Origin of the sequence: Microbacterium fluminis, assembly GCF_051549805.1 — a bacterium.
Lineage (GTDB): Bacteria > Actinomycetota > Actinomycetes > Actinomycetales > Microbacteriaceae > Microbacterium.
On sequence record NZ_CP196042.1, the window covers coordinates 872,502 to 886,380 of the forward strand.

At 70.6% G+C, this 13,879-nt stretch carries 12 protein-coding genes; 5 read left to right on the forward strand and 7 right to left on the reverse strand.

Features of this window, described 5'->3' with window-relative positions:
* The 6 genes from ACSJDX_RS04190 to ACSJDX_RS04215 form a co-directional block, all read right to left on the reverse strand.
* A complete protein-coding gene (locus ACSJDX_RS04190; protein WP_438354322.1) occupies nt 1–774 on the reverse strand; it encodes a class II aldolase/adducin family protein in 774 nt (257 codons plus the stop codon).
* A gap of 1 nt (nt 775) precedes the next feature.
* The gene (locus ACSJDX_RS04195; RefSeq protein ID WP_438354323.1) at nt 776–1,900 is read right to left on the reverse strand and encodes an ABC transporter permease; all 1,125 of its coding nucleotides are present in this window, start codon (nt 1,898–1,900) and stop codon (nt 776–778) included.
* Entirely contained in the window at nt 1,897–2,916 is a 1,020-nt protein-coding gene (locus ACSJDX_RS04200) for an ABC transporter permease (RefSeq protein WP_438354324.1), read from the reverse strand. The genes ACSJDX_RS04195 and ACSJDX_RS04200 overlap by 4 nt, the downstream gene beginning before the upstream one ends.
* Nucleotides 2,913–4,568: a sugar ABC transporter ATP-binding protein gene (locus ACSJDX_RS04205; RefSeq protein WP_438354325.1), complete on the reverse strand. Its 1,656-nt coding sequence runs from the start codon at nt 4,566–4,568 to the stop codon at nt 2,913–2,915. The genes ACSJDX_RS04200 and ACSJDX_RS04205 overlap by 4 nt, the downstream gene beginning before the upstream one ends.
* 91 nt (nt 4,569–4,659) lie before the next feature.
* Nucleotides 4,660–5,694 carry an autoinducer 2 ABC transporter substrate-binding protein gene (locus tag ACSJDX_RS04210; RefSeq protein ID WP_438354326.1) on the reverse strand — a complete coding sequence of 345 codons (1,035 nt, stop codon included), beginning with the start codon at nt 5,692–5,694 and terminating at the stop codon, nt 4,660–4,662.
* Between the two features lie 77 nt (nt 5,695–5,771).
* Nucleotides 5,772–6,596, reverse strand: a complete 825-nt coding sequence (locus ACSJDX_RS04215) for a DeoR/GlpR family DNA-binding transcription regulator (protein ID WP_438354327.1) — start codon at nt 6,594–6,596, stop codon at nt 5,772–5,774.
* A gap of 205 nt (nt 6,597–6,801) precedes the next feature.
* Between ACSJDX_RS04215 and ACSJDX_RS04220 the strand changes: the two genes are divergently transcribed.
* Genes ACSJDX_RS04220 through ACSJDX_RS04230 form a run of 3 tightly spaced genes read left to right on the forward strand, consistent with a single transcriptional unit; the run spans nt 6,802 to nt 11,163 of the window.
* Nucleotides 6,802–8,838 (forward strand): bifunctional aldolase/short-chain dehydrogenase, encoded by a 2,037-nt coding sequence (locus ACSJDX_RS04220; RefSeq protein WP_438354932.1) that lies wholly within the window; start codon nt 6,802–6,804, stop codon nt 8,836–8,838.
* Complete coding sequence (locus tag ACSJDX_RS04225; RefSeq protein ID WP_438354328.1) at nt 8,835–10,253, forward strand: rhamnulokinase; 1,419 nt, start codon at nt 8,835–8,837, stop codon at nt 10,251–10,253. The genes ACSJDX_RS04220 and ACSJDX_RS04225 overlap by 4 nt, the downstream gene beginning before the upstream one ends.
* Before the next feature lie 37 nt (nt 10,254–10,290).
* Nucleotides 10,291–11,163, forward strand: coding sequence for a sugar phosphate isomerase/epimerase family protein (locus ACSJDX_RS04230; protein ID WP_438354329.1), 873 nt, complete (start codon nt 10,291–10,293; stop codon nt 11,161–11,163).
* Between the two features lie 27 nt (nt 11,164–11,190).
* Here ACSJDX_RS04230 and ACSJDX_RS04235 read toward each other — a convergent pair whose 3' ends face one another.
* Entirely contained in the window at nt 11,191–12,195 is a 1,005-nt protein-coding gene (locus ACSJDX_RS04235; RefSeq protein ID WP_438354330.1) for a LacI family DNA-binding transcriptional regulator, read from the reverse strand.
* A 124-nt stretch (nt 12,196–12,319) separates the two neighbouring features.
* Here ACSJDX_RS04235 and ACSJDX_RS04240 point away from each other — a divergent pair, with 124 nt between their 5' ends.
* Together ACSJDX_RS04240 and rhaI are read left to right on the forward strand one after the other, a co-directional pair.
* Nucleotides 12,320–12,688, forward strand: coding sequence for an L-rhamnose mutarotase (locus ACSJDX_RS04240; protein WP_438354331.1), 369 nt, complete (start codon nt 12,320–12,322; stop codon nt 12,686–12,688).
* Nucleotides 12,685–13,851: an L-rhamnose isomerase gene (gene rhaI, locus ACSJDX_RS04245; protein ID WP_438354332.1), complete on the forward strand. Its 1,167-nt coding sequence runs from the start codon at nt 12,685–12,687 to the stop codon at nt 13,849–13,851. Before ACSJDX_RS04240 ends, rhaI begins: the two co-directional genes overlap by 4 nt.
* Nucleotides 13,852–13,879 lie beyond the last annotated feature (28 nt).

Genomic DNA, 13,879 nt, shown 5'->3' on the forward strand with positions numbered 1-13,879 from the left:
TCAGCCGTCCGCGCCGGCGAGGGCGGCTCGCCGCTCGCGGAAGTCGGCGCGGTCGAAGTAGTGCGCGGTGGAGGCGGCATCCAGTCCCGCCACCCCGCCGGCCTGGATCGCCCCCAGGCGCACGCGCGCGGACTTGACCGCCATGAGCGAGATCGCCTCGGCGCCCTCCGCGGACCCGGAGGTCGCGACGATGCCGTGGTTGCCCAGCAGGATGAGCGAGGGCACCTCGCCGAACTCCTCGACGTGCGCGCCCAATCGCTCGAGGAAGACGCGGCCGAGGTCGATCCCGGGCTGGGCGTAGGGGACGAACAGCGAACGGCCGAGCACGACCAGTTCGTCGGAGTAGACGGCCTCGGTGAACGCGTCCTCCGCGCGGGTGCTCGCCAGGAGCGACACCACGGCGGTCGGATGCGTGTGGGCGACGTACCTCGCCGGCTCGAAGGCGCGCACCGCGACGTGGATGAGCGTCTCGATCGACGCGCGCACGGGGCGCCCGTTCCGCTCTCCCGCACTGAGTGCGGCGGTCAGGGCGTCCTGGCTCGATGACGGATCGCGCAGCAGCTCGAGCAGCGGCGAGACCTCGACGGCGACGAAGTGGTCGGCCGCGGCATCCTTCATCGACGATCCCGAGGTCTTCACGACGATGGTGTCGTCGCCGACGCGTTCGCTGGTGTTGCCCTCCGCGAGGATCACGAGGTCCTGGGCGGGGTCGCCCAGACGTCGGGTGAGGGCGACGAGTTCCTCGCCGACCAGTTCTGGGGCGAATCGCGCCACGTCAGATACCTCCGTATTTCCGTTTGGTCAGTCCGTTGAGCAGGGCGGCGAAGATCAGCACGGCGCCGAGGGCGAACAGCTGCATCTGGGTGCCCTCGTTGCCGGGGACGAGCAGCAGGATGCCGGCGTTCAGCCACACGATGAGCAGCGCCGCCAGCACCACCCCGGCGACCCGGCCGATGCCGCCGGTGATGGCCACCCCGCCGAGCACGGCGATCGTGATGGCGGGCAGCGCCATGCCGTTGCCGGAGGTGCCCGCGTCCGGTCGTGCGGAGGCGAACTGGGCCACGGTGTAGATGGCCACGACGCTGGAGATGACGCCGGACAGCACGTAGGCGCTGGCCCGGGTGGATCGCGTGCCCAGGCCCGCCCACACCGCCGCGGTGTCGTTGGTGCCGATCGCGTAGACGCGCCGACCCCAGGTGGTCTTGGTCAGCGCGATCCACACCACGACCACCGCGGGGATCAGGAAGGTGAACACGCCCAGCGGCACGAGAGGGAGCGCACCGCCGACGACCGGGATCTCCACGGCGCGCGCGGCGTCGTAGAAGTCCTGGATCGACGGCGAGTTGAGCGGCTTCTGCCCGCTGACCACCAGGGCGAGCGATCGGTACATGTAGAAGGTTGCGAGCGTGGAGATGAGGGCGGGGAATCCGATGTACGACACGAGGATGCCGTTCACGCCGCCCGCGATCGCGCCGGCGACGATGGTGATGAGGATCGCGACGATCAGCGGGAGCTGCATCACCCCGTACGTGTAGCCGAACACGATGCCGGTCAGCGACACGATCGAGCCGACCGACAGGTCGATGCCGCCGCGTCCGGAGGTGATCACGATGAGCTGGGCGAGCCCGAGCAGCGCCAGGGGCACCGCGCTGATGAGCGACGCGGCCAGGTAGTCGGCGTTGTACGAGCCGCTGAGCTGCCCGGCGGCGTCCAGGATCGTCATGACGACGAGCAGGACGACGATCAGCACGGCCAGCAGCACGATGCGCTGGGTGAGCAGCGCCTGCACGGCACGGCTCCACCAGGATCGCGGCCGCTCGACGACGTGCGTCGCGGTCGTGGCGTCGCCGACGGGCTCCGGGCCGGTCTGCGCAGGGGTCTTCTGCGTGGGGGTGGTCACTTCTTCCTCCTCGCCTTCTCGCGAAGCAGATCGGTGCCGACGGCGATGATGATGAACAGTCCGACGAACAGGAAGCCCAGCTGCGAAGGCCAGCCCAGCTGGGTCACGCCGCTGAGGACCGTCTGCACGAGGATCGCGCCGAACAGGGTTCCCACGACCGACCCGCGGCCGCCGAGGATCGACGTGCCGCCGATGACGACCGCGGCGATCACCGCGAGCTCCCGGCCCGAGCCGACGGACTGGTCGAGGCTCGACGTGCCCGCCGCGATGATGAAGCACGCGGCGAGACCGACGAGGGCGCCGGTGATCGCGTAGGAGCTCATCACCCGCGGCCGTACCCGCACACCGGCGAGCCGGGCGGCGTTCTCGTTGCCGCCGATGGCGTACAGGTGACGGCCGCCGCGCGTGTACCGCAGGTACCACCACGCCACGATCACGACGAGCACAGTGATCGCGAAGCTGTGCGGCACCCCGAAGGTGCGCCCCGCCTCTCCGCGCCCGAACACCTCGAGAGTCGTCGGGATGCCGTTCACCGTCGAGGAGCCGAAGATCCGCAGCCCGAGGAACTGGAACAGGTTGGCCGTGCCGAACGTGATGATGATCGCGTGCACGCGGCCGTAGGCGATCAGCACGCCGTTGAGCAGGCCGAGCAGGGTTCCGGTGACGATCGAGACGATCACGGCGACCAGCAGCGGCACGTCGGCGCCGACCATCAGCTTGGCGGTGATGACCGCGCACACCATGATCGCTCCGCCGACGGAGACGTCGATGCCGGCGGTCAGGATGATGAACGTCATCCCGACGCCGATCAGGGCGATCGGGGCGACGGCGACCAGCAGCGGCTGCACGGAGCCGGGGCTGAGGAACGCCGGCGTGAACACCCCGAGGAGGATCCACAGCAGAGCGATCACCCCGACCAGAACCCACTCCTGACCGGTGACGGCGGGCGGCAGGATGCGGCGTGCCGTGGCCTGCACGACGGCGCCCTTCTCGGGCTGGACGGTGGGGGCGCTCACGGGGTGCTCCCTTCGGCGGAGTCGGGACGGGGATCGGATGCCGCGCGCGGCGTCGACGCCGCGTCGCCGGGCGCGGTCGTCCCGGTCGGGAGGAGGCCGGCCTCCTCCTGCGCGCGCTCGTCGCCGGCGGCGGCGGCGAGGATCTGCACCTGGGTGGCGTCGGGTCCGAACTCGGCCGCGATCCGCCCCTCGCGCATCACGAGGATGCGGTCGGAGATGCGCAGCACCTCGCCGAGGTCGCTGGTGGTCACCAGCACGGCGGCGCCGTCGTCGGCCAGACCGGAGACGATGCGATGGATCTCCTCCTTCGCCCCCACGTCGACGCCCTGCGTGGGCTCGGCCAGCAGGAGCAGCCGCGGCGGCTGCACGAGCTGCCGGGCCAGGATCACCTTCTGCGCGTTGCCGCCGCTCATGGCCGAGATCGGCTGGCGGCCGGACGGGGTCTTGATCGCCAGCCGGCCGATCATGTCGTCGGAGATGCGCTGCTCGCGCCTCCCGGAGACCCAGCCGCGGATCGCGCCGAGCACGCCGAGCGAGCCGACGGTGATGTTGAACGCGATCGACTGGAAGCCGAACGACCCCTGCGCCGAGCGGTTGGCGGGGAGCATCGAGATGCCCTCGCGCTTGGCCTGCCGGGGGTCGGCGAATCTCCGCTCCGCACCGCAGAACCACAGCGAGCCGCCGGTCACCGGGGCCATGCCGAACACGGCGGCGGCGATGTCGCCGGCCCCCGAGCCGATCAGTCCGTACACGCCGACGATCTCGCCGGCGGCGACCTCCAGGTCGACGTCGGAGAACCGGTCGCCGCTGGAGAGGCCCCGAAGCCGCAGCACGGCGTCGCCGTGCGTGGCCGCGGCATCCTCACGACGCGACTCGGTCACGATCCCGCCGACCATGAGCTCGGCGATCTGGCGCACCGAGAGGTCTCCGATGGGGCGGGTCGTGATCGTGCGACCGTCGCGCATGACGGTGACGCGGTCGGCGATGCGGAAGAGCTCGTCGAGGCGGTGCGAGATGTAGATGACAGCCACGCCGTCGGCGGTGAGGCGGCGGATCACGGTGAACAGCACCTCGATCTCGCTGTCGGTCAGGATCGCGGACGGCTCGTCGAGGATCAGGATGGTGGCCTCGGCGGCGAGGGCCTTCGCGATCGAGACCTGCTGTTGCTCGGCGATGGAGAGCTGGCCCACCGGGACCGTCGAGATGCGGTCGGGCAGGCCCACGGTGGCGAGCAGGCGATGCATCTGATCGGCCTGCGCCTTCCAGTCGATGCGGCCGGCGCGGGTGAGCTCGCGGCCGACGAACACGTTCTCGGCGACCGACAGCTCGGGGAACAGCTGCGGCTCCTGGTAGACGGTCTGCACGCCGAGGTCGATCGCGTCGCTCGTGGAGGAGATGGTGACGTCACGGCCGTCGAACCGGGCCGATCCCGCATCAGCGCGCTCGGCCCCGGCGAGGATCTTGATGAGGGTGGATTTGCCGGCGCCGTTCTCGCCGACGAGGGCGTGGACCTCTCCGGGCAGCACCGAGAGGTGCGCTTCGCGGATGGCTCGGACGCCGCCGTAGCTCTTGCGGATGTCGGAGAGCTCGACGCGGGGCTGAGGGGGCGAGGCGGGAGCCGCCGGTGGGGTCTGTGCGGTCGCTGCAGGCACGATGTTCCGTTCGAAGTCGCGGGAGGGGTTCGCGGAGCGAGCCCCCGGTGGCGGGGCCGGGCGCCTGCGCGCCCGGCCCCGCGGGGGCCGATCAGTAGTTGAACTGGTCGACGTTGTCCTTCGTGATGCGCAGTGCCGGCCCGAGCAGGAGCTGCTTCTCCGCGCTGATGTACTCGACGGCGGGGAGATCGGTGCTCACGTTGTTCGTGGCGCTGAAGGTCTTCCCGGCCGCCAGCTGCACCCCGGCCCAGCCGGTGAGGTAGCCGAGGTTCTCGACGTTCCACAGGATCGACGCCGACGAGGAGCCGTCCGTCAGGTAGTCCTTCATGGACTGCGGCGTACCGAGACCCACCGTGAAGACCTTGCCGATCTTCCCGGCGTCGCGGACGGCCTGCGCCACACCCGGTGCCGACGAGGTGCACTCGCCGACGAGACCCGTCAGATCGGGGTGGGCGTTCATCAGGTCGGTCGCCATCGAGGTCGCCATGGCCTGGTCCTCGCCTGCGTACACGACGTCGACGATCTCGACGCCGGGGTACTTCGACGCGGTGTAGGCCTTCTGCACGGCGATCCACGCGTTGAGGTTGGCCGCCGTTTCGCCGCACGAGACGATCGCGTACTTGCCCTTTCCGCCCATCGACTCCACCAGCGCGTCGGTCAGGCCCTGACCGATGCCGTCGACGGAGGCCTGGTTCACGAACACCTCGCGCACCGAGGCGGGTGCGTCGGTGTCGCTCGTGGCGACCTTGATGCCGGCATCCGCCGCCTCCTTCAGAAGGGGCGCCATCGAGTCGGGGTCGTTGGGGGCGACGATGAGCACGTCGACGCCCTGCTGGATGTAGGAGCGCACGATGTCGGCCTGTGCGGCCGCGTCCGCCGTGGTCGGCCCCTGGTAGAGCCACTCGAAGCCCAGCTCGCTCGCGGCCTTCTTGCCTCCGGTGTTCATGGCCTCGAAGTACGGGATGCCCTGCAGCTTCGGCACGAAGGCGACCCGCACCGTCTTGCCCGATCCGCCGCTCGGGGCGGCGGACCCGCCGCCGCTGTCGGCGCCACGGGACGTGCAGCCCGCGAGCACGAGCGAGGCGGCCACGGCCAGCGCGCCGATCGCGATGATCTTCTTCCGCATGTGTTGTCTTCCTCTCTGAAGGGATGCCGCGACTGCTTCGCCGCGACGCGGTCCGGCGACGACGCCGGTCGATTTCGTCAGCCGACGTCGGCCAGGGGCGCGGGCTCCGTTCCGGGACGGAGACCGCCACTGCCGACACGGCAGCGGTCGACGTCGACGCCGGCGCTCTTCCAGCGCGCGACGTCGTCGTCGGAGAAGTCCGTGTCGGTGATGAGGCGGGTGACGCGGTCGGATGCCGCGAAGCTGTGCAGTCCGAACGCGTCGGCCTTGGCGGACTCGAACAGGGCGTAGACCTCGCGCGAGGCCTGCATCATCGCCCGCTTGCTCTCCGCCTCGGCGCTGGACAACTCCAGCAGGCCGCGCTCGAACGAGAGCGCGGCGAGACCGGTGAAGGCCTTGCCGATGCGCCCGCGGCCGACGAGGACGTCCGAGATGTCGCCGACCGTCGAGGTCGCCATGCGGCGGACTGTGCCGCCCAGGAGCACGACCGTGGCGTCGGAGTCCTCCGAGAGGACCATGGCGGTGCGCAGCGAGTTGGTCACCACGACGAGGTCGCGGCGCGTCAGCAGTTCGAGGGCCAGGAAGTACGCCGATGTGGACGAGTCGAGCGCGATGACGTCGCCGTTGTGCACGAAGGTCGCCGCGTGACGGGCGATCGCGCGCTTCGCGCCGGCGGCGCGGCCGAGCCGCTCCGTGAACGAGCCCTCGTCCTCGGACGCGCGGGGGCGGGCGCCGCCCCGGACGCGCTGGAGGAGCGCCTTGCGCTCCAGTGCCTCCAGATCCTTGCGGATGGTGACGGCCGAGACGCCGAACTGCGTCGCGAGCTCGCTCACCGACACCTGGCCGCGGTGCTCGAGCAGCGAGAGGATCCCCTCGACCCGCACATCGCCGTCGATGTCCATCGCGTGCCTCCGCTCGATCGCCCGCTCCTCGGTGAGGCGGGCCGTGTCGGCGAAGCTAATGCATTTCGAAACCCTCGTCAACGCTGGAACTCGCAAAGTGCGGTTTCGTTTGAAAGCTGTGACATTGACGAACGAAACCCTCGCCGGGTACGTTGGCGGCACGTCCGCGTCCGCGATGACGCTCGATCCTGCACAGGAGCAGTACATGACCCACCCCGCCGTCGACGATCTGATCGCCCGGAGCCACCGGCTCGGCGCGGATCCCAAGAACACGAACTACGCCGGCGGCAACACCTCCGCCACAGGCGTGGACGTCGACCCGGTCACGGGCGAGGACGTCGAGCTGATCTGGGTGAAGGGATCGGGCGGCGATCTCGGCACGCTGAAGCCCGAGGGCCTCGCCGTGCTCCGTCTCGACCGCATCCGCTCGCTGGAATCGGTGTATCCGGGCATCGAGCGCGAGGACGAGATGGTCGCCGCCTTCGACTACTGCCTGCACGGCAAGGGGGGCGCCGCGCCCTCGATCGACACATCCATGCACGCGCTGGTCGAGAAGGCGCATGTCGACCATCTGCACCCCGACTCGGGGATCGCGATCGCGACGTCGGTCGACGGCGAGGAGCTCACCGCCGCCATCTACGGCGACAAGGTCGTGTGGGTGCCGTGGCGTCGCCCCGGCTTCCAGCTCGGACTCGACATCCGCGCCATCCAGCGGGCCAACCCGTCCGCCGTCGGCTGCATCCTCGGCGGCCACGGCGTCACGGCATGGGGCGACACCTCGGCCGAGGCGGAGGCCAACTCGCTGTGGATCATCGACACCGCCGCCGCCTACATCGCCGAACACGGCGCGGATGCTCCGTTCGGCTCCGTGCGCGCGGGCTTCGAGCCGCTGCCGGTCGACGAGCGTCGCGTCAAGGCCGCCGCCCTGGCACCCACGATCCGCGGAATCGCCTCCACCGATCGCCGTATGGTCGGCCACTACACCGACTCCGCCGAGGTGCTCGAGTTCCTCGCCTCCGAGAAGGCGCCCGCCCTGGCCGCGCTCGGCACGAGCTGCCCGGACCACTTCCTGCGCACCAAGGTCAAGCCGCTGATCCTCGACCTTCCCGCGGGCGCGACGATCGAGGCATCCATCGCCCGCCTGCACGAGCTGCACCAGGAGTACCGCGCCGACTACCAGGCGTACTACGACGCGCACGCCGTCGCCGACTCCCCCACGATCCGCGGCGCGGACCCCCTCATCGTGCTGGTCCCCGGCGTCGGGATGTTCTCCTACGGCGCCAACAAGCAGACCGCGCGCGTCGCCGGCGAGTTCTACGTCAACGCGATCAACGTCATGCGCGGCGCCGAGGCGCTGTCGACGTACGCCCCCATCAGCGACGCGGAGAAGTTCCGCATCGAGTACTGGGCGCTGGAGGAGGCGAAGCTGCAGCGCATGCCGAAGCCGAAGAGCCACCAGGGGCGCATCGCGTTCATCACCGGCGCCGCCGGTGGGATCGGCAAGGCCGTCGCGACGCGGCTGGCCGCCGAGGGCGCGTGCGTGGTGATCGCCGATCTCGACCTCGAGAAGGCGCAGGCCACCGCGGCCGAGATCGGCTCGACCGACGTCGCTGTCGGCGTCGCGGCGAACGTCGCCGACGCCGATGCGGTGCAGGCCGCGGTGGATGCCGCGATCCTCGCGTTCGGCGGCATCGACCTCGTCGTCAACAACGCCGGCCTGTCGATCGCCAAGAGCCTCCTGGAGACGACCGAAGCCGACTGGGACCTGCTGCACGATGTGATGTCCAAGGGCTCGTTCCTCGTCTCCCGCGCCGCCGCCCGCGCGCTCATCGACCAGAAGCTCGGCGGGGACGTCATCTACATCTCGTCGAAGAACTCCGTCTTCGCCGGGCCGAACAACATCGCCTACTCGGCCACCAAGGCCGACCAGGCCCACCAGGTGCGTCTGCTGGCCGTCGAGCTCGGCGAGCACGGCGTGCGGGTCAACGGCATCAACCCCGACGGCGTCGTGCGCGGCTCGGGCATCTTCGCCGGCGGCTGGGGCGCCGACCGCGCCAAGACCTACGGCGTCGACGAGAAGGACCTCGGCCAGTTCTACGCCAACCGCACGATCCTCAAGCGGGAGGTGGTGCCCGAGAACGTCGCCGATGCGGTGTACGTGCTCACCGGTCCCGACCTCAGTCGTACGACCGGCCTGCACGTCCCCGTCGACTCCGGGGTCGCCGCGGCGTTCCTGCGATGAGCGCGGGGCGCGTCGTCGCGCTGGACTTCGGCGCGACCAGCGGGCGGGTCGTGCTCGGCTCGGTCCGTCCCGACGAGCTGACCATGCAGACGACGGGGAGGTTCGCGAACCGCCCCGTCTCGGTCGGCGGGACGCTGCACTGGGACGTGCTGTCGCTGTGGGCGGGGGCGGTCGACGGGCTTCGCGGCGTCTTCCGCGACGCCGCGGACGTCGCCTCGATCGGCGTGGACTCGTGGGGCGTCGACTACGGCCTGCTGCGGGCGGGCCGTCTGCTCGGCAATCCGGTGCACTATCGCGACGACCGCACGACGGAGGGCATGCGCCTGATCGGCGAGCGCCTCTCGCGCGAGGAGCTGTTCGCGCGCAACGGGCTGCAGGAGATCCCGATCAACACGATCTATCAGCTCGCGGCCGAGGCCCAGGGGCCACTCCTCCCCGTGGCCGACCGCATCCTCCTCATCGCGGATCTGATGTCGTACTGGCTCTCCGGCGTCGAGGTCGCCGACCGCACGAACGCCTCGACCACGGGCCTGCTCGACGTGCGCAGCGGCTCGTGGAGTGCGGAGCTGGCCGACGCCGCCGGGGTTCCGACCGCGCTCCTGCCGCGTCTGGTCGATCCCGGCACGCGCCTCGGCGCGCTGCGCGCGGACGTGGCCGCCGACATCGGCGCACCCGACGGCGTGCAGGTGATCACGGTCGGCTCGCACGACACCGCCTCCGCCGTGGTGGCCGTGCCGATGGACCGGCACCACGCCGCCTACATCTCGTGCGGCACGTGGGGTCTCGTCGGTGTCGAGGTCGACCGCCCGGCCCTCGGACCGGAGGCGCAGGCGGCGAACTTCACGAACGAGGGCGGCGTGGACGGCCGCATCCGGCTGCTCAAGAACGTCATGGGCCTGTGGGTGCTCAGCGAGTCGGTCCGCCAGTGGGAGCGCGAGGGGGCCCAGGTCGACCTCCCGCTGCTCCTGCAGGAGGCGGCCGCCCTCGAGGCGGACGTTCCCGTGTTCGACGTCGACGACGTGCGCTTCCTGGGCCCGGGAGACATCCCCGGTCGGATCGTCGCCTGGTGCGGTGAACACGGTCTGGCCGCTCCGCGCACCCGCGCCGAGTTCGCCCGGAGCATCGTCGAGTCCCTGGCGCAGGCGTTCGCGGATGCCGCGCGCGGCGCCGGTCGCCTCGGCGGCGTCGACGTGCGCACCATCCACATCGTCGGCGGCGGTTCGTTGAACGAGCTGCTGTGCCAGCGCACCGCCGACCGCTCGGGTCTGCCGGTGCTCGCCGGTCCGGTAGAGGCGACCGCGCTCGGCAACCTCCTCGTGCAGGCACGCGCCGTGGGTCTGATCGACGGCAGCCTCGAAGACCTCCGCGACCTCGTCGCACGCACCCACGCTCCTCGCCTCCACACCCCCCGATGACGCGTCGACGCTGACGCGCACGAAAGGATCAACCCCGATGTCGCAGTTCGGATCCCATGGCTCGGTCTGGTCTGGCCGCTTCGACGCGGACGGCTTCCGTCTCGCCGCCCGGCAGAACGCGGAGGCCGGGTACGACCTCCTCGAGGTGCCGCTGCTCGACCCGGAGTCGTTCGATGTGCCCGCCGCCCGGGCGGCGCTGGCCGACCATGGTACGACCATCACCGCCTCCCTCGGCCTGACCGCCGGCACCGACATCAGCGGCGACGACCCGGATGCCGTGGCCGCCGGCGAGCGCCTGCTCTCCCGTGCCGTCGACGTCGTCTCCGAGCTCGGCGGGCGCCATCTGGCCGGCGTGATCTACGGCGCGATGCGCAAGCACGAGGGTCCGGCGACGCCGAGCGGTCGGCACAACGGGATCGAGGTGCTGCGCCGCGTCGCCGATCGCGCACAGGCGGCCGGCGTGCAGCTCAACCTGGAGGTCGTGAACCGGTACGAGACGAACATCATCAACACCGCGCGCCAGGGCATCGTCTACCTCGGAGAGATCGGGCACGACAACGTGCGTCTGCACCTGGACACGTACCACATGAACATCGAGGAGTCGGGCATGTTCGAGCCGTTCCTCGATGCCGCCGACGTCCTCGGATACGTGCACATCGGCGAGAGCCACCGCGGCTACCTCGGCACCGGCACGGTCGACTTCGACGCCACGTTCCGCGCCCTCGCGCGCATCGGCTACGACGGTCCGATCGTGTTCGAGTCGTTCTCCACCGCCATCGTCGACCCGGCTCTGAGCAACACGCTGGGGGTCTGGCGCAACCTCTGGGACGACAACGTCGACCTCGCCGGGCATGCCCTGTCGTTCATGAAGGACAGGGTGCGCGCCGTCGAGACCATCGCGCTGCACTGACCGGGCGCGAGCACTCCCGGGTGCGGATCACCCCGTCGTGGAGGCCCGGGCGACGAGCTCCGGCCGGAAGCGCACCTGACGCGGCTGCCCTTCGCGCGAGGCCGGCTCGTCGAGGAGCAGCTCGACCGCGGTGGCCCCGATCAGCCGCGCCGGCTGCCTCACCGACGACAGCGGCACGACCGTCGACTGGGCGAAGTCGATGTCGTCGTACCCGATGACGGCGAGGTCGTCGGGCACGCGGAAACCGCCGAGGATCGATGCGCCCTGCATCACCCCGACGGCGAGCAGATCGTTCGCGCAGAAGACGGCGTCGGGTCGATCCTCGGCGCGGCGGCGCGCGAGCGCCTCGCCGGCCGCGCGACCGTCGAGCACGGTGAGCGCCCGCTGCTCGATGATCTCGAGGGTCGCCGTCCCCGACTCCGCCAGGGCACGTCGCGCGCCGTCCAGACGGTCGGCGACCTGACGGATGGCGAGGGGGCCGCCCACGAACGCGATCCGGCGGCGACCGCGCGCGAGCAGATGCGCCACGGCGAGGTATCCGCCCTCGACGTCGTCGACCGCGACGGAGGGGACACCGGCGCCGGGGAGCGCACCGTCGACGAGCACGGGACGGATGCCGGCATCCTGCATCCTGCGCAGCGGGACGTCATCGACGTCGGCCGGCGTCAAGAGCACTCCGTGCACCCGCTGTTCGAGGAACAGGTCGACGTAGGCGCGTTCGCGCAGCGGGTTCTGATCGCTGTTGCCGATCAGGACCACCATGCCTTCGACCGCAGCGCGCTCCTCCGCCCCCCGGGCGACCTCCGCGAAGAACGGATTCGCGCTGTCGAGCACGATGAGGCCGATCGACCGGCTCCGGCCCGCGCGCAGCTGGCGCGCCGCGTCGTTGCGGACGAATCCCAGGCGCTCGATCGCCTCGTGGACCCGGGAGACGGTGGCAGGCGAGACGCGGTCGGGTCGATTCAGCACGTTCGACACCGTTCCCACGGAGACGGATGCCGCCACTGCGACATCCTTGACGCTGACCGCCACGGTCCTCCTCGCCGCCGCGTCGCGATCTCTTGACCCGGCCCCGCATCCAGATTAGTGTTCTTGAAACGATTCAGGCGGTGAGGTCGCCGCCCGACATCGCTCGGACGCCGCACGAAGGAGTGACATGCCACGCGTCGCGTTCACCCTGCGCCTGCACGCGGGGATGGTCGACGCCTACGTGGCCCGCCACGATCCCGTCTGGCCCGAGATGCTGGCCGAGATCGCCGCCGCGGGCCGGCGCGACTACTCGCTCTTCCTCGATCGCACGCGCAGCGAGGTCTTCGGCTACTACGAGACCGACGACGATGAGGCGGCCCGCGCCTACCTGGCGTCGTCCCCCGTGGCCGCCCGATGGGAGGCATCCATGTCCCCGTTCTTCGTCGACCTCGGTGGACGCGCCGATCGGGTCGCCCCCCTGATCGAAATCTTCAACCTGCACGACCAGCTGGCCGACCTCGACGCCGGCACCGAACACGGAAGCACCCCATCATGACGATCCTCTCCCCCGAGATCCGGACCCTGCTGGAAGCCCAGGCGATCGAGCTGCCCTCGTGGGCGTTCGGCAACTCCGGCACCCGGTTCAAGGTGTTCGCCACGCCCGGCACGCCGCGCGACCCGTTCGAGAAGATCGCGGATGCCGCGGAGGTCAACCGCGTCACGGCACTGGCCCCCTCCGTCGCGCTGCACATCCCGTGGGATCGCGTCGACGACTGGAGCGCCCTGCGCCGGCACGCCGAAGGTCTGGGCGTGCAGCTCGGCACCGTCAACTCCAACACGTTCCAGGACGACGACTACAAGTTCGGTGCCCTGACCCACGAGGACGCCGCGGTCCGCCGCAAGGCGATCGACCACCACCTCGAGTGCATCGACATCATGGATGCCACGGGCTCGCGCGATCTGAAGATCTGGCTCGCCGAGGGGTCGAACTATCCGGGTCAGGCCGATCTGCGCGGACGACAGGACCGGCTGCAGGAGTCGCTGCAGGAGATCTACGCGCGCCTCGGCGCCGACCAGCGCCTGGTGCTGGAGTACAAGTTCTTCGAGCCGGCGTTCTACCACACCGATGTTCCCGACTGGGGGACGTCGTACGCGCAGGTGGCATCGCTCGGCGGCAAGGCGATGGTGTGCCTCGACACCGGGCACCACGCGCCGGGCACCAACATCGAGTTCATCGTCATGCAGCTGCTGCGCCTCGGCAAGCTCGGCTCGTTCGACTTCAACTCGCGGTTCTACGCCGACGACGACCTCATCGTCGGCGCCGCGGACCCGTTCCAGCTGTTCCGGATCCTCTACGAGGTGATCCGCGGCGGCGGACTGGACAACCCCGACGTCGCCTTCATGCTCGACCAGTGCCACAACGTCGAGAAGAAGATCCCCGGGCAGATCCGCTCCGTGCTCAACGTGCAGGAGATGACGGCGCGCGCGCTGCTCGTCGACGGCGACGCCCTGCGGGCTGCGCAGGTGTCGGGCGACGTCCTGGCCGCGAACGCGGTCTTCATGGACGCGTTCTACACCGATGTGCGCCCCGCGCTGGCCGAGTGGCGCGCGGCGCGCGGTCTGCCCGCCGACCCGATGTCCGCCTACGCCGGGTCCGGCTACCAGGAGCGGATCGAGGCGGACCGCGTCGGGGGCGTTCAGGCCGGTTGGGGCGCCTGAGGACCCTTCCCCGCAGCCCCCACGCCGT

Coding starts and splice junctions, on each gene's coding strand:
- ACSJDX_RS04210 (WP_438354326.1), bottom strand. CDS start 5,694: ATGCGGAAGAAGATCATCGCGATCGGCGCGCTGGCCGTGGCCGCCTCG.
- ACSJDX_RS04215 (WP_438354327.1), bottom strand. CDS start 6,596: ATGGACATCGACGGCGATGTGCGGGTCGAGGGGATCCTCTCGCTGCTC.
- ACSJDX_RS04220 (WP_438354932.1), top strand. CDS start 6,802: ATGACCCACCCCGCCGTCGACGATCTGATCGCCCGGAGCCACCGGCTC.
- ACSJDX_RS04225 (WP_438354328.1), top strand. CDS start 8,835: ATGAGCGCGGGGCGCGTCGTCGCGCTGGACTTCGGCGCGACCAGCGGG.
- ACSJDX_RS04230 (WP_438354329.1), top strand. CDS start 10,291: ATGTCGCAGTTCGGATCCCATGGCTCGGTCTGGTCTGGCCGCTTCGAC.
- ACSJDX_RS04240 (WP_438354331.1), top strand. CDS start 12,320: ATGCCACGCGTCGCGTTCACCCTGCGCCTGCACGCGGGGATGGTCGAC.
- rhaI (WP_438354332.1), top strand. CDS start 12,685: ATGACGATCCTCTCCCCCGAGATCCGGACCCTGCTGGAAGCCCAGGCG.